The organism is Ammoniphilus resinae, from assembly GCF_017873965.1.
Taxonomy (GTDB): Bacteria; Bacillota; Bacilli; order Aneurinibacillales; family RAOX-1; genus Ammoniphilus_A; species Ammoniphilus_A resinae.
This window is the reverse complement of record NZ_JAGGKT010000007.1, coordinates 19,543-38,992: the sequence shown is the minus strand read 5'-3', so window position 1 is coordinate 38,992 and position 19,450 is coordinate 19,543. Positions and strand designations below refer to the sequence as shown.

The window sequence follows — 19,450 nt, the reverse complement described above, 5'->3', positions numbered from 1 at the left end:
AAAGTTTCAAATGGACTTAAAAACGCCCCTTCCTTCCTGGAAGAGGCGCTTTTCGATTATGTTTCTATTCAAATTCTGGTTCAATCAATCCATACCGACCATCGCGGCGTCTATAAACAACCCCAATTTGATCGCTCTCAGCGTTAGTAAAGACGAAGAAATTATGACCAAGCATGTCCATTTGCAGTACGGCTTCTTCTGCATCCATCGGCTTCAAGACAAAACGCTTATTACGAACGATATCGATGTTTGGCTCTTCTTCATCAGCCGCTCCACCTGGCAAATTCTCAGCAAACAATGTTTTTAGACTGCCTTCTTGACGGAATTTGCGGTTCACTTTGGTCTTGTGTTTACGAATTTGTCTTTCCAATTTTTCAACAACCAAATCGGTTGCAGCATACATATCTGTGTGGGTGTCTTCAGCACGCAAGATCACCCCAGGCATAGGAATGGTTACCTCGATTGTATGTTCATCTTTCAGCACACTCAAGGTGACATGCGCTTCAGTAGAAGGAGAAAGATCATCAAAATACTTCTCTAAACGCCCTACCTTTTTCTCTACATATTCTCTTAAGGCTGGTGTTACTTCAATGTTTTCTCCACGAATGCTGTATCTCATCGTGAACTCCTCCTTTCGATAATAACTACTTCTCTATACTACATCAAAATCCTTCCACATAATCCCTAAAAATATCCTGTTTCGTTGAAATATTTGTGAACAAAAAAAAGCCGCCGGTGAAAATTTCACCAGAGGCTTTTGTATTTTTATAATTTATAGCTTAACGACATTAGCCGCTTGAGGTCCACGTGCACCTTGAACGATTTCGAATTCAACTGCTTGTCCTTCTTCAAGGGTTTTGAAACCGTCGCCTTGAATTGCGGAGAAGTGTACGAATACGTCGTCTCCATCCTCTCTCTCAATAAATCCAAAACCTTTTTCTGCATTAAACCATTTTACTTTTCCTTGCATGTTACGTATACAGTCCTTTCAAGGTAAACTAGCGAAAATTTTTTTAGCTCGCTAATTAAACGATACCACTTTTCCCATGAACTGTCAAACCAAACTAATCCGTTTTATATCGACGTTCCAACCAGAATACGACCTGAGAAAAAATCAGGGTTAGGAATAAATATAAGACAGCGATGGACAGGTATGGCGGAAATCTTACAAAGGTGCTTTTGGCTGTCGTAAATCCGGCATAGGCCAATTCGTTCACTGCAATGACGGCAAGCAATGATGAGTCTTTTAACAAGGCGATAAACTCATTTCCTAATGGCGGCAAAATCCGTTTGAAAGCCTGGGGAATAATGACGTGGTACATCGCTTGTTTATGATTCATCCCAAGAGACCGTGCCGCTTCCATTTGTCCTTGGTCAATCGATTGAATCCCCGCACGGAAAATCTCCGCGATATAAGCCCCCGAATTTAAAGAGAGGGCGACAAAGCCCGAAAAGATGGCGGGGGGGATATCCATATTTAACGCTTCAAAAACAGAAGGTATAACAGCAAAGTGAATAAGCAGGATCTGTACAAAAAGTGGGGTTCCACGAAACACATCGATATAAATACTTGAGAGAATGCGCACAAACCAATTTCGTGACATTTTCCCAAGCCCTACAAACAACCCAATTAAAAGCCCAAAAGCGACCCCTGTTGATGTAAGTAAAATCGTATTAAAAAAGCCTCTAACAAATAATTCCCGATAATCCCAGACAACCGACCAATCCCACATAGGTTCCTCCTAAAGACTTGTTGCAAATATGCACAACGAGAAGAGTGCACGTCCTAAACCGTGCACCCTTTATTGTATGTGATTATTATTCACTAAAATATTGATTATAAATCTCTTGATACTTCCCGTTTTCCTTAATAGCCTTTATACCAGCATTGACTTTATCCAACACTTCCTGATTTCCCTTTTTAACAATTAAACCGTATTGTTCAAGTTCAAAGGACGGGTCATCAATCTGCTTAAATCCTTGATCCCCGATTTTCTCCAAATATTTCTTCACTACGGCATTATCAGCCACAACCGCATCCAAACGGCCACTTAGCAAATCATCGACAGCTGCAGGAATGTCATCATAGCCTTTAATTCCCTCATATGTCTTGCCAAATTTATCTTGTACAACCGCCTCTCCGGTTGTTGCACTTTGCACCCCAACTTTCTTGCCCTCTAGGTCGTCCAATTTGCTTACTGTCGAATCCTTCGGAACTAGAATCAATTGTTTCGCATCAAAATAGGGTTCGGAAAAATCATAGGTTTCCTTCCGCTTTTCCGTAATCGTAATAGCGGCTATCCCGAGATCAATCTTTCCCGTGTCAATCCCATTGAAAAGAGGATCCCAACCTGTATTTTGCAAATCCACTTGGAAGCCGCCGCCCTCTGCAATGGCTTTAAGAAGGTCTGCTTCAAATCCAACAACTTGGGTCCCTTCCATCCACATAAACGGCGGAAAGCCAGCCTCTGTCCCCACTTTATACGTTACCGTTTGCTCTGCAGCACCCGCTTTTTCATCACTTGCACCTGGCTGTTGTGCCTCATCCTTCGCTGCACCACACCCCACTAAAGCACTAACACTTAAGGCGATCACACCGGTCATGAAAAGTTTTTTGATATTCATTTTTCTGTTACCCCCTTGTAGCTGTCTATAAAAAAATCAACATGAGTAATTATACATTTTGGCGAATAAATTTCAATGGTTTTTTTAAAAGGGTGTTTGGTAAAATATGGACATACATTCTTAATGGTTTCTTTTATTATCTGTTATTTATAAACAAACCATCCCTTTTTTTACATTTTCTGAGAGTATGAACCGTTAAAGAACTTGTCAAAAAAATAATAAGGCTGACCCCTCCGTACTTTTAATTTGAAAGGGCAGCCTTTTTCTAAATGTATTACTCTTTTTCCGATTGATAAAGCTTTTCTAAGTATTGATAGTTCCTTTCGAGGCCTTCGTCGACGATTGAGGCTTCCTTAATATGGGAAACAATCTTCTCATGAACGGAATGAAGAATTTCGTAAGATGCATTAATCTGCTCCTGAATTTCCGCGGAATAACGCTTTTGCGATTCGATGTGTTCACCGACAGTTCTGACTTCTTTCCGCGCTTCATCGAACGCCTGCACAATGGCATTCATTTTCTCGGAAACATTCTGGCATGTGTCCTGTGCTTCTTGGATCATGGTTGTATTTTTTTCGGAGTTTCCAAGAGCAACTTTCACTTCTTGCTGAATGGCTTGGATCAGGCCTGATATTTCACCTGTTGAACGGTTAGTCATGTCAGCTAATTTGCGAACTTCATCCGCAACGATTGCAAAACCTCGTCCGTGTTCCCCCGCCCTTGCCGCTTCAATCGCAGCATTTAACGCCAATAAATTCGTTTGTTGGGCGATATCGCTAATTACTTTGACAATCGATGTGATTTGTTCCGAGCGTTCCCCTAGTTGATTCATAGAAAAGGCGGTTCGTTCCGATTCCTCTTTTAATTGACCGATCACTTTATCCAAATTTTTTAAGGCCTTTTCACCTTCTAAGGAATTCTGCACAGACTGTGTGGAGATCTGATCTAGATTTTCCCCTGTTGTAGAAAGCGTATAGGCTTCTTGCGTGGAGTTTGTACTAATCCGTTGAATACGTTCGACTGTATTTTTTAGTGAATCAGCCATCTCTGCCAATTCTCCATGTTGATAGTTTACCAATTCATGTTGGCGAATAATGGCCCCCATCTGTTCGTATAACGTATAAATTTCTTCCTCCAGATGCTCCCTCTTTTTACGATCTTCGGTTTGTTCTTGTACTTCTAATGTTGCGCTAACTTCCTCTTGCACTTTCTTCTTCCAAAACATGATGTATTCCCACCCTTCCATTATTTAAAAAAGGAACTTGTTATCTTCTATAAAACTTTAATCCATTATTATTGTAATGGAACTTGTCATTTTTACCAAGATCTATATCAAATTTCGGAGAGTTTTGTTAAAATTTGTTGAATTTTAACAAGGGGAGCAGTACTATAATTTTGTTAACACTTCGTTTATGAATATTATTCAAAAAAAGGAGTCACAAATTTAAAATTTAATAAACTATCATTCGTTTATATAATGAAAAGGCTGTCCCTGCTGGGACAGCCTTTTCATTTCAATTAATGGCCCAAATAAGCCTCTTTAATACTTGGATCATGGAGCAGCTCCTGTGCGGGACCGCTTTTCACCACTTTCCCTGTTTCGAGCACGTAGGCATGATGGGCAATCTTCAATGCTTGACGCGCATTTTGCTCAACGAGCAAGACGGTGGTTCCATCTGCATTAATCTCCTGGATAATCCGGAAGATGTCTTGAACGATTAGCGGTGCCAATCCCATCGATGGTTCATCTAACAACAATAGCTTCGGCCGTGACATCAAGGCGCGAGCAATGGAAAGCATTTGCTGTTGACCACCAGAGAGGGTTCCTCCTAATTGAGACCGACGTTCACGCAAAATGGGGAAGCGGTCCATCACCTTTTCCAGATCTTGCTTCACTTCTTTATCCCTGCGTTGGAAAGCGCCCATTTCCAGGTTTTCCAACACGGACATCCCAGAGAGGATTGCCCGGCCTTCAGGAACGAGAGCAAGACCCCGCGAAAGCATTTGATCGGGAGTTTTCCCGGTTACATCTTGACCCAAGAACTCAATTTTTCCATCTCGAGGCTTAAGTAGCCCTGCGATCGACTTCATCGTTGTCGTTTTCCCCGCACCATTGGCTCCGAGGATGGTCACAATACTTCCTTCCGGAACGTCGATGCTGACATTTTTCAATGCTTGGATATTTCCGTAATACGTATTGATATTTTTTACACTAAGCAAGGTCTTCTTCCTCCTCTCGACCGAGGTAGGCTTCGATAACTTCTGGATTGTTTTTGATTTCCTCTGGAGTTCCTTGGGCAATTTCCTTCCCAAAGTTGAGAACGATCAACCGATCGCAAATTCTCATCACCAGAGGCATATCATGTTCAATAAGCAATACGGTAATGCCGAGTTTTTTAATGTTTTGAATCAGATCAAACAAATCCTTCGTTTCCGATTCATTCATCCCTGCTGCAGGTTCATCCAATAATAATAGCTTGGGATCACTCGCAAGGGCACGGGCAATTTCTAGACGGCGCTGTTGTCCATAGGCCAAGTTGTCTGCAAAAGTATCTTGCAACTCTTCTAATCCTACCAACCGCAGCAGCTCAAGTGCTTTTTCACGAATGGACTTCTCCTCTTGTTTCTGAGCCCCTGTGCGAAAAACGCTAGACCATACTCCTGATTTTGTACGGCAATGCTGGCCAACGGTTACATTCTCCAACACCGTCATCTCAGGGAACAAGCGGATATTTTGAAAGGTCCGGCAAACGCCTGCTTCCGTCACTTCATGTGGCTTTAATCCTGTAAGCTTTTTACCCATAAAAATGACTTCACCCATCGTTGGTGGAAACATCGAGGTAATAATGTTAAACATCGTCGTTTTCCCCGCACCATTCGGGCCAATTAGTCCAAAGACCTCACCTTTGCCGACCTGGAACGTCACATCTGTCAAGGCTTGGATCCCGCCAAATCGCTTGGTGATTCCTCTCACTTCCAATACCATGACTAGGACACTCCTTTCTTTTTACGACGTTGTTTCAATTTATAGATCATTTGCGTATCAATAAGTCCCTGTGGACGGAAGGCCATCATCACGACTAAGAGAACCCCATAAATCATATAGCGATATTCGTTGACCTCACGCAAGATCTCTGGCATGGCGGTCAAGAAGGCTGCACCAAAAATAGGGCCCCAAATCACTTCACTACCACCGAAGATCGCAAAAATCAAGATTTCAACCGCCCGATGATACGAAAAGTCAGCTGGACTGATATAAGCGGTGACGTGGGCAAATAACGCACCGGCAAAACCAGCAACCATTGCCCCTTGAGCAAAAGCTAACACCTTATAATAAGTAATATTAACACCCATGGCTTCCGCGGCTCTTTCATCCATTTTAATCGCAGCAAAAGCGCGTCCTACTCTGGAGTTGGTCTGTCTGATAAAGAAGGCAATGATAAGCAAAGTAATGATCAATAATAAAAGGAATACAGATAAACTAATCAGCTGATTATTTTTCAAACCGATCATGCTTGCTTTAAATCCAAAATCCTGCAACCCTTTTACTAATTCCCGTCCGATATGAGGGATGGAGGAGATCCCCACTGCCCCTTTTGTCAAACCTTCTAGGTTTATAAATAATACACGAATGACTTCTCCAAAACCGAGGGTCGCAATCGCTAAGTAAACACCCTGTAGACGAAGGGTTGGAATCCCAATGCATAGACCGACAATTCCGGCAAGTATTGCACCAACCACAATCCCAACGACCAAAGGCATATGATAATCTAACGTTAAAATGGCTGATGCATACGCTCCGATTCCCATAAACCCAGCATGGCCGAGGGATAGTTGTCCAGTCGATAAAGTAATATAAATACTAACCCCTAGGATGATATTAATCAAAATAAAGGATAGCACTTGCAAATAATATGGATTGATTAATTCTGCCAACATTTTTTCAAATCACCGCCTTGCCTCTGATGCTTTGCCAAATAGCCCTTGAGGACGAACCAATAAGATAATGATAATAAGAGCAAAGGCAATCGCATCACGATACCCTGATTCACCAAATACAACGACCAGTGTTTCAGCTAAACCGAGAATTAAACCACCGGCCATCGCCCCTTTCACGTTGCCCATACCACCTAAGATGATAATGGCTAAACCTTTTAGACCCATTGATAATCCCATTTGCGGGCTGACTGAGTTAAAGGCCATTCCGACGAGCACCCCGGCGATTCCCCCCATGACAGAGGCAATAATCACGGTTGTCGTAATCATCTTTTTCGTGTTAACACCTAGAATACTTGCCGCTTCTAAGCTTTCAGCACAGGCACGAAGCGCTTTTCCCGCTTTGGTTTTCGATAACCAGAAGGAAAGGCCGACCATGAGTAAAACAGCAATAACAAAAATCACAATCTGTACAGCATAAACCGTAACCGTGCCAATTTGAAAACTCATTTCAGAAAATGAGGTGCGGAAGGGATGGTTCCCGGCACCGAAGAAGTGGTGCGCCAAATTTTCCAGAAAAATCGAAACACCAATGGTGCTAATTAGCGGTGCAAGGTGGGATACCCCTTTTTTTCCCCGCAAAGGACGTAAAGCTAATGTTTCTAATAAAAAGCCCAGGATGGCTGTTACCCCGATGGCAACCAAAAAAGCCACAATTAATGGAAGCTTTAATGTATTGGTGACGAGAACCCCCATGAAAGCTCCAAACATGAAAATCTCACCATGTGCCATATTAAGAATGTCTAAAACACCAAAAACCAAGGTATAACCAAGCGCAACTATGGCGTAAATACTTCCTAACGTAATACCGTTAATCAGCTGTTCTAATATCAAAGGGATCTCACCTCTTACATCATAATAAGATTAAGAGAGTGATTCACTCACTCTCTTAATCGGTAGGGATTATTGGAATAACTGGAACTTACCATCTTTAATTGTTAGTACAGTCGGATCCATTACGATGTCCCCTTCTTCATCGAAAGACATCTCTCCAAGAATTCCTTTGAAGCCTTTTGTTTCTGCTAGTGCATCACGAATCGCGTCACGATCGTCGCTTCCTGCTCTTTCAACAGCATCAGCCAAAACGTATAGGGCATCATAAGCTTGAGCAGCAAATTGGTCTGGTGCTTTTCCATATTCAGCTGTATATTTTTCAACGAAAGCTTGTACTTTCTCATCCTGCTTATCACCAAACCAAGGTGTTGCAACGATTAATCCTTCGGCAGCCTCCCCAGCAATCTTGATTACTTCAGGTGAGTTAAAGCCGTTTCCACCTACAAATGGAGCGGTGATACCCATTTTTCTAGCTTGGCTCATGATAACCGCACCTTCATTATAAAGGGCAGAAGCTAGAATTAAGTCTGGGTTCGTTCCTTTGATCTTGGTCAATTGCGCATTGTAATCGGCTTGTCCCTTTTGGAACTCTTCGATGGTCGTAATTTCAAGACCCTTTTCTTCTGCTACAGCTTTCATTGTATCGAAGCCGGATTTTGTAAATACGTCATCGTTTCCATAAATAATCGCTACTTTTTTCACATCATAAGCTTTAACCGCAGCATCGATCGATGCTGGAATAGCCATTGATTCTGGAATGGAGTTTCTAAATACATAGTCTCCAATTTGCGGAATACCTTGTGCCGTCGTAGAAGTTCCGATGATTGGCACACCATTCATATCAGCTTCAGGACCTACTACATTCATTTCTGTACTTAGTGTTGGCCCGATAATAGCAGAAACATTGTCAGAGTTCATCAATTTTTGCGCAGAAGACAAGGCTTGTTCTTGCTTACCAGCAGAATCTTCAATTAATAGATTCAATTTGACTTTACCTTGCTCTGTAATTTCTTTGTTTGCAAGTTTTAAACCGTTTGTAATAGCTTCACCGTAACCTGCACCAGAACCAGTCAAAATAGAAACAACACCGACGTTCACATTAACAGTATCTCCGCTAGCCGCTGTTTCAGCCGCAGGCTTTTCTCCTCCTGCTGGTTCAGAGCTTGTCCCGCCACCGCCACATGCAGTGATCCCTAGTAGGGATGAGACAGCTACCAAAGAAATCAGACCTTTTGAAAACTTTCTCATTTTTCTAGTGCCCCCATTTTCTCTTTTTTTGTTGATATTACATTAGTAATATAATACCACTCAAATGCATCTTCTTTAAATTTTTTCAATTTATTTTACATAATAAACTGGTTTATTGGCAATGGTTATTTTTGTTTGGTTTAACTAATGGGTAGAGGGTTTGGGGTGAAGGTGGACATGGTAATGAGTTATTGGGGGGCATAAAGGGAATTCACAATTTTTGTTGAATTAGTAAAATAGTCCTGATAATCAAGGAGGGGTGCTATGGGGTTTGAAGAGGATTACCAAGTGTTTCTAAATGCTCATACTGAGGCAAGAACCGGTGAACGATTGCGGCGGTTACAGGAGGGTCATGGTAAGGCCGAAATGATGTTTTTGGAAAAAGTGTGGTGGCCTTTATTTCATCATACCTTCATCCGGAATATGAAGTCAATGATTTCAAGGATGGCAAGCGTTATTTGGACTTTGCCTACATTCGACCCGCCATTCGAATATGCTTTGAAATCGATGGTTACGGCCCACACCTTAAGAACATAAGCAGATGGCAATTTGCAGACAACCTGGTACGACAAAACCAGTTGGTGATTGACGGATGGAACGTGATTCGCTTTTCTTATGATCAAGTGAAAGACCAACCGCGTCAATGCCAGCAAATGGTCCAACAAGTAATCGGCCGATGGCTGGGGGATGAACTGGATCAAACAGCTTTATCCTTTTTGGAAAAGGAAGTCCTTCGTCTCGCGATTCGGAAAGGAGAACCTATTACCCCAGGAGAAGTCCAGAAATATATGGGACATAGCGACAAGCCGATAAAAAAAGTACTCTCACAATTAGTAGAAAAAGGATGGCTGGTCCCCGCATCCGGGACATCAAGAATCCGTTCTTATCGAGTGGGAGATCGGGTAAAGAATCCGCTCTAAAAAATAGGCGGAGAATATCCGCTTAAATTCCGCACAGGAGCGAAAACAGCGAAAATAGACGGAGAAATTCCGCTTATCATCTAAAAACACATCAAAAAAGAAGCTTTTTCCTGAATTAGTCGGAAAAAGTCCGCTTATTTTCCCCAAATTTGGCCTTTTTTTAAAATTAACCGGAAAATCTCCGCTTATCCCTTCCGAAAATGTCTATATTTATAAAACATTATTGATATTAAGAATTAAAACTTCTATAATCAGATTGATTACATTATTCGTCAAATTATGCACTTTTACATGCCGACATAGAGAGGATCGATACGGACAGATGCGAATAACAATAGGGAAAAAATTAGTAGCCTCCTTCCTTGTGATTGCCATTCTTATAGGGATTAGTAGCTTTTTATCCTACACTTCACTTCAAAAGGTTGATCAATCGTATTCTAGAATCATCGATCGTGATGCCACGATGCGCTTTAATGCGATTTCCATTCAACTCCATGTGGCCCAGCAGACAAGCAATGTCCGGGGATTTTTACTTACTGCAGATCCCGCTAACCTCGAAGCCTACATACAATCGAACGAAAAAGTTCAACAACTGGTTGAAGAGTCTCTGCAATTTCAAGGTTTAGACGAGAAGATACAACAACAATTGGCATTGCTGTCCACTTTAAACGAAAGCTATAAAGGAAGTACCGATTCAGTCTTGGAATTTGCTAAGGATGATAAGGTTACAGCTACCATGTTGGCAACCAATCAGGTATTTCCGATTGAGAATGACATGATGGAAATAGCCGATACCTTGGTCCAATCCCAAGCAACAACGATTCAAGACCATATTGCGGAAAACGGAGCATTCACCCAGTCGACTTATCGCATCCAGTTAATCCTTAGTGTAGGGGCTGTGATATTGGCCCTAATCATCGGTTTAACGATCTCCCGATTGATTTCCAAGCCGCTTGGCGAGCTTTCCAAAGCTTCAAAGCGAATAGCAGAGGGCGATCTCACAGGAGAGGATTTGAAAGTGAAAACGCGTGACGAAATTCGCGAGTTGGCTGAATCCTTTAATCAAATGAAGAGTAATCTACACCAGCTCATCCGTCATGTCGGTGATAGTGTTCACCAAGTGACCTCGTCGACTGAAGAACTCATGGCTAGTTCAGAACAATCCAGTAAGGCAACCGAACAGATTACGATCGCTTCCCAAGAGGTGGCAACGGGGGCAGAAAATCAAGTGAAAAGCGCCCAAGAAACCGTCGGCATTGTAAATGAGATTTCAAAGGGAATGAATCAAGTCGCCGCTGCCATTCAATCCGTTGCAGATGCTACGTCGAACGCCAATCAAGAAGCTTTCAACGGGAATCAAGTCCTAAACGAAACGATTAAGCAAATGAATGTGGTTCAAGAAAAGGTTGAATCTACAGCCGTTGTGATAGACAATTTAGGGGAAAAGTCAAAAGAAATCGGACAAATTGTCACCCTGATCACTGACGTTGCAGCACAAACCAATCTTTTAGCCCTCAATGCCGCCATTGAAGCAGCCCGCGCCGGCGAACACGGAAGAGGATTTGCTGTCGTCGCAGATGAAGTAAGAAAGCTTGCAGAGCAGTCTAGAGACGCTGCCGAGAAAATAGGGAACCTGATTACTGAAATCCAAAACGAATCACAAAATGCCATTTATGCCATGAACGAAGGCACCCAAGCCGTGGAAGATGGAATGGGCCATGTTCATCATACCGGTGAAAGCTTTAAGACCATCACCAAGATGATCGAAGAGGTATCCGTACAGTCCCAGGAAGTGTCTGCCATTGTGGAAGAGGTGAGCGCAAGTTCCAGCAGCATGGTGGAAATGATCGATGCGATTGCGCATATTTCAGAGCAGTCAGCGTCCAATACACAGTATATGGCCTCTGCTTCCGAAGAACAATTGGCTTCCATGGAGGAAATCTCCTCCTCAGCGACTTCGTTGGCGGAGATGGCTGAGGATTTAAAGAGGGTAATTAATCAGTTTAAGTTATGAGTTGGGGAGAAGTGAACTAGATTGATAGATATTAAAAAAAGTAACTATCCTTTTGATTATGAGTTGGGATAGTTACTTTTTTCTTTAAGGCAAATGAAATGTTGATTTGTATATGTGATTTCATCCTGAAAAAATTTCTTTGATTCTTTCACCTGGTACATATTTTTATCCGCAACCTTAATTAAGTCGTCCAGTGTTTTTGCGTCAGTGGGATACATGGCTGTTCCTATTGAAACAGATATATCTGCTTTCATTTGCTTAGACAGTTCTTGCAGTTCCTTTTCAATCCGCTTAATGATTACCGCTGTTCCTTCACGGTCTGTGAAAGGGGCAATAATTAAAAACTCATCCCCTCCCCATCTAGCCACTACATCAACTTTTCTTGTATTCTGTAAAAGCGTATTCGATATGCGTAGAAGGACCTCATCCCCCACCTCATGCCCATATGTATCATTTATACTTTTGAACTCGTTCACATCTACAACAAACAAACTTAGCTTCTGATGGTTAGCATTAACTTTTATTACCATCTTATCGAATATTCCATAAACAAACCTTCTATTGTATACCTCTGTTAAAACATCCTTTTCAGCAAGGAATTTAGCTTTATCGTACTGCATACCTAACCACCAAAAAAAAGGAGATAGCAGGGGTATAAAAACAAAATCCCATTTATAAAAACCCTTTTCAAACATAAAGATAGAAGCGGAATCGAAATCCACCAAAAAATAAAAAGAGTGCCATGCTAAAACGATGGATATGTAAATAAAAACGACAGTTACTCTGCCAGTATATCCCATGCCATGTATTCATCCCTATCCAATTATGATTGAATTTAGTTTCAGTATAATATGCATTTACCAATTATATCCTATTTTAATACAAATAGGACTTTTAGACTATAATTAATTTTTGAAATTATTTTTTTAAAAAATAATGAGTTTACAAAAAAAAAAACGCCCTTGATCCAATTATTGAATCAGATGGGCGAAGTTAGGGGAATGATTATAAATTTTACTCTCTAGGGACTGCAGTTCACTTTTTAAACTACAGCAGCCTAGTGCCTGTCCGTAGGAACCGGACGGCTCCCTTTCTATCCCCGATTGGGGTAAGGAGGATCGCGTTGCCCTCCGTACGGGCAAATCATGCTATGTACTTCGGAACACTGGTTTAGGTGGCGTTGGTGCGGAGGTCATTTGGATGTTATCTTAGAGGCTATTTTTTCGCTTCGTTTTTCTGATTTCAGAATACGACATTTTTTCTAATTATTCAACAAATATATTTATAAAATTTAAAAAACCCTTCGACAAATTTCGCAAAACCTTGCTATTCATCAAAAAAAGGGCCTACTGGCCCCGATTATGTAACCCCCAAAAAGTCTTTTAAGAGGTGACTCGCTTAACACCTACCACTTTATAGTTTTCTATATACCAATCTAGGCTATCAACGCGTGTGGATCCTCCCGAGCTTGGTGCATGAGCCATTTTGTTATTGCCCATGTAGATGCCCACGTGTGAGATTTCACCGCCGCCTGTATCAAAGAAAATTAAATCTCCTTTTTCCATCTCTTTCATAGATACAGCCGATCCCTCGCTGTATTGACTGCGGGAATCCCGCGGGAGATCAACACCCACTTGTTTAAAAACATACTGGGTAAAACCACTGCAATCAAATCCCTTGGTGCTCGTACCCCCGTAGCGATAAGGTACTCCCATCGCAGACTGAACGGCCTTGGTCAAGCGTTGATTCAGCATATCCGAGGAGCGGGATGCTAATTTCTTTATTACCGGTTTTGGAGGTGGCTCATAGGCAGCTGGCTCACCAAACAATGTCAAATGAAGAATGACTGCCACTTCAGCACGCGTAATCAACTTTTTTGGTTGGAACTTTCCGTTGGTGCCTTTGAACACCCCTTTTTTCACACCACTCTTAACGGCTTCGACCGCGGAAGGACTGATCCCAGAAGCATCATCAAATTCGAGTGCTTGGCTAGATTGGGGATAATGAAACGTACGAGCCAAAATCACAGCAGCTTCTTCCTTTGTCAATTGACGATTCGGATCGAAGACTGTTTCGCTCACACCTTTGATCATTCCCATAGAATATAACTTTTTAACCGGACCATAAAACCAATCTTTTTCCGATATATCTTGAAAAGGAAAATCCTTTTCCTTTACCTTTTCGTTAATTAATGGGGCTAAAATCGCAGAAAGTTGTGCACGGGTAATCGGAGCCATCGGCTCAAAACTTTTTTCCGTTAACCCTTTAACAATCCCTTCTTGATAGAGTTTCTCTATGCTCGTCGCAGCCCAAGGAATCTGACCTGCATCTTCAAATTGATATACTTTAGCAGCGGCCACTGGTTGGAAAATAGATAAAGCAAGACAGCCTGCCGTCAAAATTGTAAGTAAGCGCTTCATCGAAGTATTCTTCACCTCTCAAATCTGATAATACTAGTTTAATAGATTTAGTATACCCTATCTATCGACCAAATGTACCAATTTTCGACCAACTTTTTGGAGATTTTGGGCTGAATAGGATAAAATGGAGGGGAGGTGAAAACATGGGTACGTTTTTATATAGAGGACATGAAATTTTTTATAGTAATGAAGGCACTGGCGAGCCGATCGTTTTTATCCATGGGATGGGCGGAAATTCAATTAATTGGCTGAACCAGCGCATGAATTTTAAGCGATATTATCAAGTCATAGCCATCGACCTACCTGGTCATGGAAAATCAGAAGCCGCGGCAGACCTGAGTTATTCGGATTACCATCAGGTTTTGCACCAACTTCTAAAAGAGCTTCTGCAGCTTGAGCAGGTTGTGATCTGTGGTATTTCCATGGGCGGCAGAGTTGCCCTTGATTTCGTCCATTATTATCCGGAAATGGTGAAAGCGGTTGTTCTCGCTGATACGTTTGCGGGGATGGAAGAAGCAGATACAGCACGAAGGAAAGAAATCTTTGATCTGATTTATGAAGAAGATGGTGGAAAGAAATGGGTGGAAAGGGTCGTCGAAGAGATGGGCTTTGACCCTGATAGCTCAATTGCGAAGGGATTTCATAAAGGGATCCTGCAAAATCAACTAGATTTCATCTACCGCCTGTTTATCCAAACCCTTGGATACAACCAACGGCCTTTTCTTTCAACGATTAGTAAACCTACGCTCATTATTCACGGTGAGCGGGACCGCTTCATCCCTTTCTCAGCAGCAGAGGAACTGCACCATACGATACGAGGCTCTAGGCTTGTGGTGATTCCGGAAAGCGGGCATCTGCCCAATGTAGAACAGCCGAAGGTGTTTAATCAAGAGCTGCAGTATTTTATGGATTTGATATAGGGGGCCAAAGGGGGGATTCGGACAGGCAAAAGTGAAATTTCACATGATCCCTGCCCTGATTCGACCAGGATTTGGACAGGCAAATGCCTGGTTAACAAAAAAATACTTGTGCCCACAAGTATTTTTACATCCCCCTCTTCTTTACCTTGTTAAAAGCAGCCACAAACATAAGAATTGAAAGGCAACTAGCTAACGACATCGTACTTATAACCGAATTAAATCCGAAATCCCTTACGTGATACCAGTAAAAAAACACGGTGAAAATCAAGAGGAATAGATAGAATAATCTTAGTTTTTTCACGGTTCTCTCTGCCCCTTATAATGGGGTCAGACCACTCTCGTAATTTGTCGAATACAAAACCTAAAAGTGACTATGCTATCTATTTGTATCCATTCGGCAAATTTCGATTGGAGGCTGACCCAAATACCTTTTACTTTTAATATCGACAATATCCACTATTTTTTCAACATATTTTTACAAAAAAATATAGATTGGTACTTTAGGACTATATTGAAAAGGAGCAGATCTCTCCGCCCCCCTTTTCACCAACCTATTAATATCTATCCAAAACCTTTCGGTTGTCAGTGTCATAGATATCGCCCTCGATATCGGCTGATTTAAATTTCTTTTCAATATCATCAACAATATCATCAAATAAATCATCGATATCATTCTGATCAAGGTCATCCCATTCATCTTGATAATCATCCAGCGCGATATTAACCCGGAAGGTGATATCTTCTGTGTCTCCGCTTAGATCAATGGAAAGTCTGATTCCCCTAAAGTAATCTTCATAGTCATCATTCAACTCATCTTCCAAATCATCAAGGTCAGCGTATTCGACATCTCCATCTGTATCTGCTGTGAAGGTAAGAAGGGTACTCGATCCATCCTCGACAGCTCCAGTGATTTCGGCATCCTCAAACTCTTCTAAAATATCATCAACCATGTTCTCTATCAGATTTTCCCTTTCGCGGGTGGATAGATCATTCCACTCATCCTCATCGACTTCGATGAAAACCTCGATTTCGTCCTCATCACCACTAAGCTCAATCGATGCATCAAGATCACCATCATAGAAATCTTCATAATCGTCATTGAGTTGATCTTCAAGATCATCAATATCTCCCTTTTTGCTGCTTTCCTTAGCATCCGCTAACTGCTGCTCTAACTGTTTAATCCGCGCATCTTTGTTAGCAATTTCCACTTTCAAAGCAATGACTTGGCTCGAATCTGGTACTACAACTGGGGCTTTGTCAGTGATTAGAATCTTATGATTAATAGCATCCCATTGAACGTTTTTGTTGTACAACTCACCCATTTGACGCAGCGGAATAAAGGTTGTTCCTTTAATGGTGAATGGTTCAGTTTGAGCATCAACAGCCACTTCATTGCCGTTGTACACAATTTTAATATCCTGATATGTAGCCTCTATCATTTTTTTCGCTTGGGAAGCATAGGTTCCCGTTGAAAAAAGAGTTCCAGATACCAATACAGTTGTTGTCCCCAATACGGCAGCGGTTTTCTTCCATTGTTTCATCGTCTATTCCCTCCTATTTCGACGGCCATTTCCGACCATTTTCTACCACTTCTATTTTATGACGTACAACCCCTGCCAAAGGTTACAATTTTTTTATATTTTTTTCCGTATAGGGGTCTGACCCCGTTCCCCTTATCTCGCCACTGTCAAAGAGTACACAATGATCCCTGCCTTATTCAACACACGAGCACACTCATTGACCGTAGTTCCAGTCGTGTACACATCGTCCACTAGCAGCACCCGTTTAATTCGAGCTGGAAAGGGGCGAACATGAAAGGCATTGTAAAGGGTATGCAGACGCTGGCTGCGATGTTTTTTACTTTGCTTGTCGGTGTTTTTGATCTTGGTGAGTAGGGACAGGACGGGGATCTTGGTTCGTAGACTTAACTGGAAGGCCAGCTGCTGGGCTTGATTAAACCCTCGCTCCCTCAACCTCTCCTCATGGACGGGGACAAAGGTAATATAATCAAAATTGACACGCTGATAGTATTGTCGGTAAGCAGATTCAAGAAAAAGGGCAAAGGTATGTGCCAGGGTTTCCTGCCCACGGAATTTGTAGAGACTGAGCATTTCCTTCATTTTGCCGTTGTAAAGAACCGCACTTCGGTTGCACATAAAATAGGTTTCCTTTCGCTGAAAGCAGTCGACACACAAAGTAGCCTGTCCCATCGGTCTTCCACAGCGTTCGCAGATCGCTCCGCGGATCATCTCTACTTCTTTCAAACACATTTTGCACATCCCGTTCCTGTAGGTACGGCGATCACAAAACCCGCATTTATCATACATCGGAAATAAAACTTCTAGTGCACTCCTCATTCGATTAACCCCCTTTTTTTGGCCGTTCGGTTCATCGTTTGAATCTGCTTGACAGCCTTTTTGATGGCTCTCGTTTTCTCCGCTGCTAGAAATATGACATGTCCAATCGGATCAAGACTTGATCGACCGGTTCTTCCACTCATTTGCACGAGTGATGCTTCGTCAAAAATCGTTGAATCAGCATGAATGACCACAACATCGGTTTTAGGAATCGTCACCCCCCTCTCCAAAATGGTTGTCGTCACCAAAACGCGGATTTCTCCTCGGCGAAATCGCTGTACCTTCTCCTCCCGGTCACGATCACGTGAATGGGTCCCTTCCACCGCCTCCCATATTCCAGCGAGCTGCGCTACCACCAGCTCCACCCATTCAATATAGGGAACAAAGACAAGCGCTTGTCGATTCTCTCGATATAGAAACTCCATGATGACGGGGATGTAGGGGATTGGCGTTTGATTTTTGATCCGTTTGACTAACTTATAATCATATAGAACTTGGGGAACGGCTAATGGTTTTCTATGAAATCGGGCTGGGATTTTGACATGGGGAATCTTGCGTAGAAGGTAACGAGGCGGGGTAGCACTTAGATATAAGATGTTTCCAGTTGGTTTTTTCGCACGTTCAACGGCGCGATACAAGATAGGATTGCCATGGTACGGAAAAGCGTCCACTTCGTCAAGAATGACAAGATCAAACTTTTGATAAAAGCGCATCGCCTGATGGGTAGTAGCCAAAGTGATCGCTGCTTCATCCCATTTTTGCGTGCTTTTGCCATGCAGGGCAATTACCTTGCAAGTGGGAAAGGCCTCCTGGATTCGCGGCGCCAGTTCAATCACCACATCCTTCCTTGGGGTGGCGAGCATTACCTTTCGACCTAATCTCAAGGCCTCATCCATCGGCGTAAAGACCACCTCCGTTTTTCCAGCGCCGCAAACAGCCCAGATCAACAAGCCGTCACCCTCCCTTTTCAACACAGTTACAGCCTCATCCGCAGCTTCCTGTTGCGCAGGGGTTAAGGTTCCTTTCCAGTTCAGGAAGCCTTGCTGAACCCCTCCCTTCCATTCACCCTCTGGCTCCGGATCATGGATATAAAAAAGGGGGGTGCAGGCTTTTGCCCTGCCCATTTGCAAACAGCTTGGACAATAGGCACAAACTTGCCCACAACTTGCACAACTCCCTAACGGAAGAATTTCGGTACTGCCGCAGCGATTGCAGCGTTGGTGTTTAAGACTTACCCCTGGCAGTATTTCGACCTCCCCCTGTAAATGCAGCAATTGGATCGCCTCTTCCCAAGCAATAGAAAGAAAGGTTTCCAATTCTTCCGCAAGAAGAGCGCGTCCCCGGGGGATATATGTGGCAGCATGCTTGGCCTGTTTCAGCCGCAGAGAAGAATGCGGGGCTGTTGTGATAGGATGGACTGAGCCTTTTCGTTTCTTCGTCATTTCCAGATGTGCCAAGGAAGCGGGCTCCGTCGTTTGCTCGATACCGGCCCCCTCGTACCCTTCAGCTGACCAAAACAAAAGATCAAAGGATAAATCCCGAGACAGATATCTTCTCCCGTTTATTTCGTAAGAAAAAAAGTTCAATCCGCGACATCCCCTTTTGGGAATACCATACCATGACTCAGGGAAAAAGAAAAAAGTGCTTTCAGCTTGAAAGCACTACTTTTTGTCAGGTGATCGATAGTTCTGCCCCCGTCAGATTTTGTCGCAAGTCAATAATGACGGAGCTTTGACCGATTTTATCTTCCATCGATACCAAACTATAGGGCTGTAATTCGGATGTTATCACGTCGATATGCTGAAATAGAAAGGGATGCTCTCTTTCCAGGTTGAAAAGAATATCCGCCGTGCTGTCTGTTGAACCAAAATCGTACACTAGCATTTGGATCGGACGTCCTTCCAGCCTCGAGAGATTTGCCAGGGAGCGAACAGCTCCTTCTAAACAAGTCTCCGAATTGTACACAAGCAACTTCACCCGCAGGATGGCCACTTGATCATAATACTTGTTTAATCTCTTGAATAATTGAATAAGGATGGCGGCTAAACCGTAAATAGCCAATAACCAGGTAACCCACATAGCAATCACGGATACCCCTCCTTTTCTAACAGGATAT

Annotated in this window: 19 protein-coding genes; 3 read left to right on the top strand and 16 right to left on the bottom strand. The window is 42.6% G+C overall.

The features are described 5' to 3' along the window. Nucleotides 1-64 precede the first annotated feature (64 nt). The 10 genes from hpf to J2Z37_RS12490 form a co-directional block, all read right to left on the bottom strand. On the bottom strand, nt 65-619 hold the full coding sequence (gene hpf / locus J2Z37_RS12535; protein ID WP_209810614.1) for a ribosome hibernation-promoting factor, HPF/YfiA family: 555 nt from the start codon (nt 617-619) through the stop codon (nt 65-67). A gap of 153 nt (nt 620-772) precedes the next feature. After that, nucleotides 773-970 (bottom strand): cold-shock protein CspD, encoded by a 198-nt coding sequence (cspD, locus tag J2Z37_RS12530; protein WP_209810613.1) that lies wholly within the window; start codon nt 968-970, stop codon nt 773-775. A gap of 94 nt (nt 971-1,064) precedes the next feature. Next, nucleotides 1,065-1,733, bottom strand: coding sequence for an amino acid ABC transporter permease (locus J2Z37_RS12525; protein WP_209810612.1), 669 nt, complete (start codon nt 1,731-1,733; stop codon nt 1,065-1,067). An 85-nt stretch (nt 1,734-1,818) separates the two neighbouring features. Then, entirely contained in the window at nt 1,819-2,625 is an 807-nt protein-coding gene (locus J2Z37_RS12520; protein ID WP_209810611.1) for a basic amino acid ABC transporter substrate-binding protein, read from the bottom strand. 274 nt (nt 2,626-2,899) lie between these two features. Continuing rightward, a complete protein-coding gene (locus tag J2Z37_RS25840) occupies nt 2,900-3,850 on the bottom strand; it encodes a methyl-accepting chemotaxis protein (protein WP_280922209.1) in 951 nt (316 codons plus the stop codon). A gap of 293 nt (nt 3,851-4,143) precedes the next feature. Next, a complete protein-coding gene (locus J2Z37_RS12510) occupies nt 4,144-4,845 on the bottom strand; it encodes an ABC transporter ATP-binding protein (protein ID WP_209810609.1) in 702 nt (233 codons plus the stop codon). After that, nucleotides 4,838-5,611: an ABC transporter ATP-binding protein gene (locus J2Z37_RS12505; RefSeq protein WP_209810608.1), complete on the bottom strand. Its 774-nt coding sequence runs from the start codon at nt 5,609-5,611 to the stop codon at nt 4,838-4,840. The genes J2Z37_RS12510 and J2Z37_RS12505 overlap by 8 nt, the downstream gene beginning before the upstream one ends. 2 nt (nt 5,612-5,613) lie before the next feature. Further along, entirely contained in the window at nt 5,614-6,564 is a 951-nt protein-coding gene (locus J2Z37_RS12500; protein WP_209810607.1) for a branched-chain amino acid ABC transporter permease, read from the bottom strand. A gap of 9 nt (nt 6,565-6,573) precedes the next feature. Further along, nucleotides 6,574-7,455 (bottom strand): branched-chain amino acid ABC transporter permease, encoded by an 882-nt coding sequence (locus J2Z37_RS12495; RefSeq protein ID WP_209810606.1) that lies wholly within the window; start codon nt 7,453-7,455, stop codon nt 6,574-6,576. A 69-nt stretch (nt 7,456-7,524) separates the two neighbouring features. After that, nucleotides 7,525-8,703 (bottom strand): ABC transporter substrate-binding protein, encoded by a 1,179-nt coding sequence (locus tag J2Z37_RS12490; protein ID WP_209810605.1) that lies wholly within the window; start codon nt 8,701-8,703, stop codon nt 7,525-7,527. A gap of 389 nt (nt 8,704-9,092) precedes the next feature. Here J2Z37_RS12490 and J2Z37_RS12485 point away from each other — a divergent pair, with 389 nt between their 5' ends. Together J2Z37_RS12485 and J2Z37_RS12480 are read left to right on the top strand one after the other, a co-directional pair. Next, complete coding sequence (locus J2Z37_RS12485; protein ID WP_245203780.1) at nt 9,093-9,623, top strand: BlaI/MecI/CopY family transcriptional regulator; 531 nt, start codon at nt 9,093-9,095, stop codon at nt 9,621-9,623. Between the two features lie 322 nt (nt 9,624-9,945). Continuing rightward, nucleotides 9,946-11,637: a methyl-accepting chemotaxis protein gene (locus J2Z37_RS12480; protein ID WP_209810604.1), complete on the top strand. Its 1,692-nt coding sequence runs from the start codon at nt 9,946-9,948 to the stop codon at nt 11,635-11,637. A gap of 56 nt (nt 11,638-11,693) precedes the next feature. On the opposite strand, the gene J2Z37_RS12475 is transcribed toward J2Z37_RS12480, so the two are convergent. Both J2Z37_RS12475 and J2Z37_RS12470 read right to left on the bottom strand, forming a co-directional pair. After that, nucleotides 11,694-12,257, bottom strand: a complete 564-nt coding sequence (locus J2Z37_RS12475) for a GGDEF domain-containing protein (protein ID WP_209810603.1) — start codon at nt 12,255-12,257, stop codon at nt 11,694-11,696. A gap of 762 nt (nt 12,258-13,019) precedes the next feature. Further along, nucleotides 13,020-14,057 (bottom strand): S-layer homology domain-containing protein, encoded by a 1,038-nt coding sequence (locus tag J2Z37_RS12470; RefSeq protein ID WP_209810602.1) that lies wholly within the window; start codon nt 14,055-14,057, stop codon nt 13,020-13,022. 143 nt (nt 14,058-14,200) lie between these two features. Between J2Z37_RS12470 and J2Z37_RS12465 the strand changes: the two genes are divergently transcribed. Next, a complete protein-coding gene (locus tag J2Z37_RS12465; RefSeq protein WP_209810601.1) occupies nt 14,201-14,977 on the top strand; it encodes an alpha/beta fold hydrolase in 777 nt (258 codons plus the stop codon). 554 nt (nt 14,978-15,531) lie between these two features. Here J2Z37_RS12465 and J2Z37_RS12460 read toward each other — a convergent pair. The 4 genes from J2Z37_RS12460 to J2Z37_RS12445 form a co-directional block, all read right to left on the bottom strand. Continuing rightward, nucleotides 15,532-16,518, bottom strand: coding sequence for a stalk domain-containing protein (locus J2Z37_RS12460; protein WP_209810600.1), 987 nt, complete (start codon nt 16,516-16,518; stop codon nt 15,532-15,534). Between the two features lie 132 nt (nt 16,519-16,650). Then, complete coding sequence (locus J2Z37_RS12455; protein ID WP_209810599.1) at nt 16,651-17,334, bottom strand: ComF family protein; 684 nt, start codon at nt 17,332-17,334, stop codon at nt 16,651-16,653. Then, nucleotides 17,331-18,920, bottom strand: coding sequence for an ATP-dependent helicase ComFA (locus tag J2Z37_RS12450; RefSeq protein WP_209810598.1), 1,590 nt, complete (start codon nt 18,918-18,920; stop codon nt 17,331-17,333). Before J2Z37_RS12450 ends, J2Z37_RS12455 begins: the two co-directional genes overlap by 4 nt. 85 nt (nt 18,921-19,005) lie before the next feature. Continuing rightward, nucleotides 19,006-19,422 (bottom strand): glycosyltransferase family protein, encoded by a 417-nt coding sequence (locus J2Z37_RS12445; RefSeq protein WP_209810597.1) that lies wholly within the window; start codon nt 19,420-19,422, stop codon nt 19,006-19,008. Nucleotides 19,423-19,450: the final 28 nt, after the last annotated feature.

Coding starts and splice junctions, on each gene's coding strand:
- J2Z37_RS25840 (WP_280922209.1), bottom strand. CDS start 3,850: ATGTTTTGGAAGAAGAAAGTGCAAGAGGAAGTTAGCGCAACATTAGAA.
- J2Z37_RS12500 (WP_209810607.1), bottom strand. CDS start 6,564: ATGTTGGCAGAATTAATCAATCCATATTATTTGCAAGTGCTATCCTTT.
- J2Z37_RS12470 (WP_209810602.1), bottom strand. CDS start 14,057: ATGAAGCGCTTACTTACAATTTTGACGGCAGGCTGTCTTGCTTTATCT.
- J2Z37_RS12475 (WP_209810603.1), bottom strand. CDS start 12,257: ATGCAGTACGATAAAGCTAAATTCCTTGCTGAAAAGGATGTTTTAACA.
- J2Z37_RS12525 (WP_209810612.1), bottom strand. CDS start 1,733: ATGTGGGATTGGTCGGTTGTCTGGGATTATCGGGAATTATTTGTTAGA.
- J2Z37_RS12520 (WP_209810611.1), bottom strand. CDS start 2,625: ATGAATATCAAAAAACTTTTCATGACCGGTGTGATCGCCTTAAGTGTT.
- cspD (WP_209810613.1), bottom strand. CDS start 970: ATGCAAGGAAAAGTAAAATGGTTTAATGCAGAAAAAGGTTTTGGATTT.
- J2Z37_RS12505 (WP_209810608.1), bottom strand. CDS start 5,611: ATGGTATTGGAAGTGAGAGGAATCACCAAGCGATTTGGCGGGATCCAA.
- hpf (WP_209810614.1), bottom strand. CDS start 619: ATGAGATACAGCATTCGTGGAGAAAACATTGAAGTAACACCAGCCTTA.
- J2Z37_RS12460 (WP_209810600.1), bottom strand. CDS start 16,518: ATGAAACAATGGAAGAAAACCGCTGCCGTATTGGGGACAACAACTGTA.
- J2Z37_RS12490 (WP_209810605.1), bottom strand. CDS start 8,703: ATGAGAAAGTTTTCAAAAGGTCTGATTTCTTTGGTAGCTGTCTCATCC.
- J2Z37_RS12455 (WP_209810599.1), bottom strand. CDS start 17,334: ATGAGGAGTGCACTAGAAGTTTTATTTCCGATGTATGATAAATGCGGG.
- J2Z37_RS12465 (WP_209810601.1), top strand. CDS start 14,201: ATGGGTACGTTTTTATATAGAGGACATGAAATTTTTTATAGTAATGAA.
- J2Z37_RS12480 (WP_209810604.1), top strand. CDS start 9,946: ATGCGAATAACAATAGGGAAAAAATTAGTAGCCTCCTTCCTTGTGATT.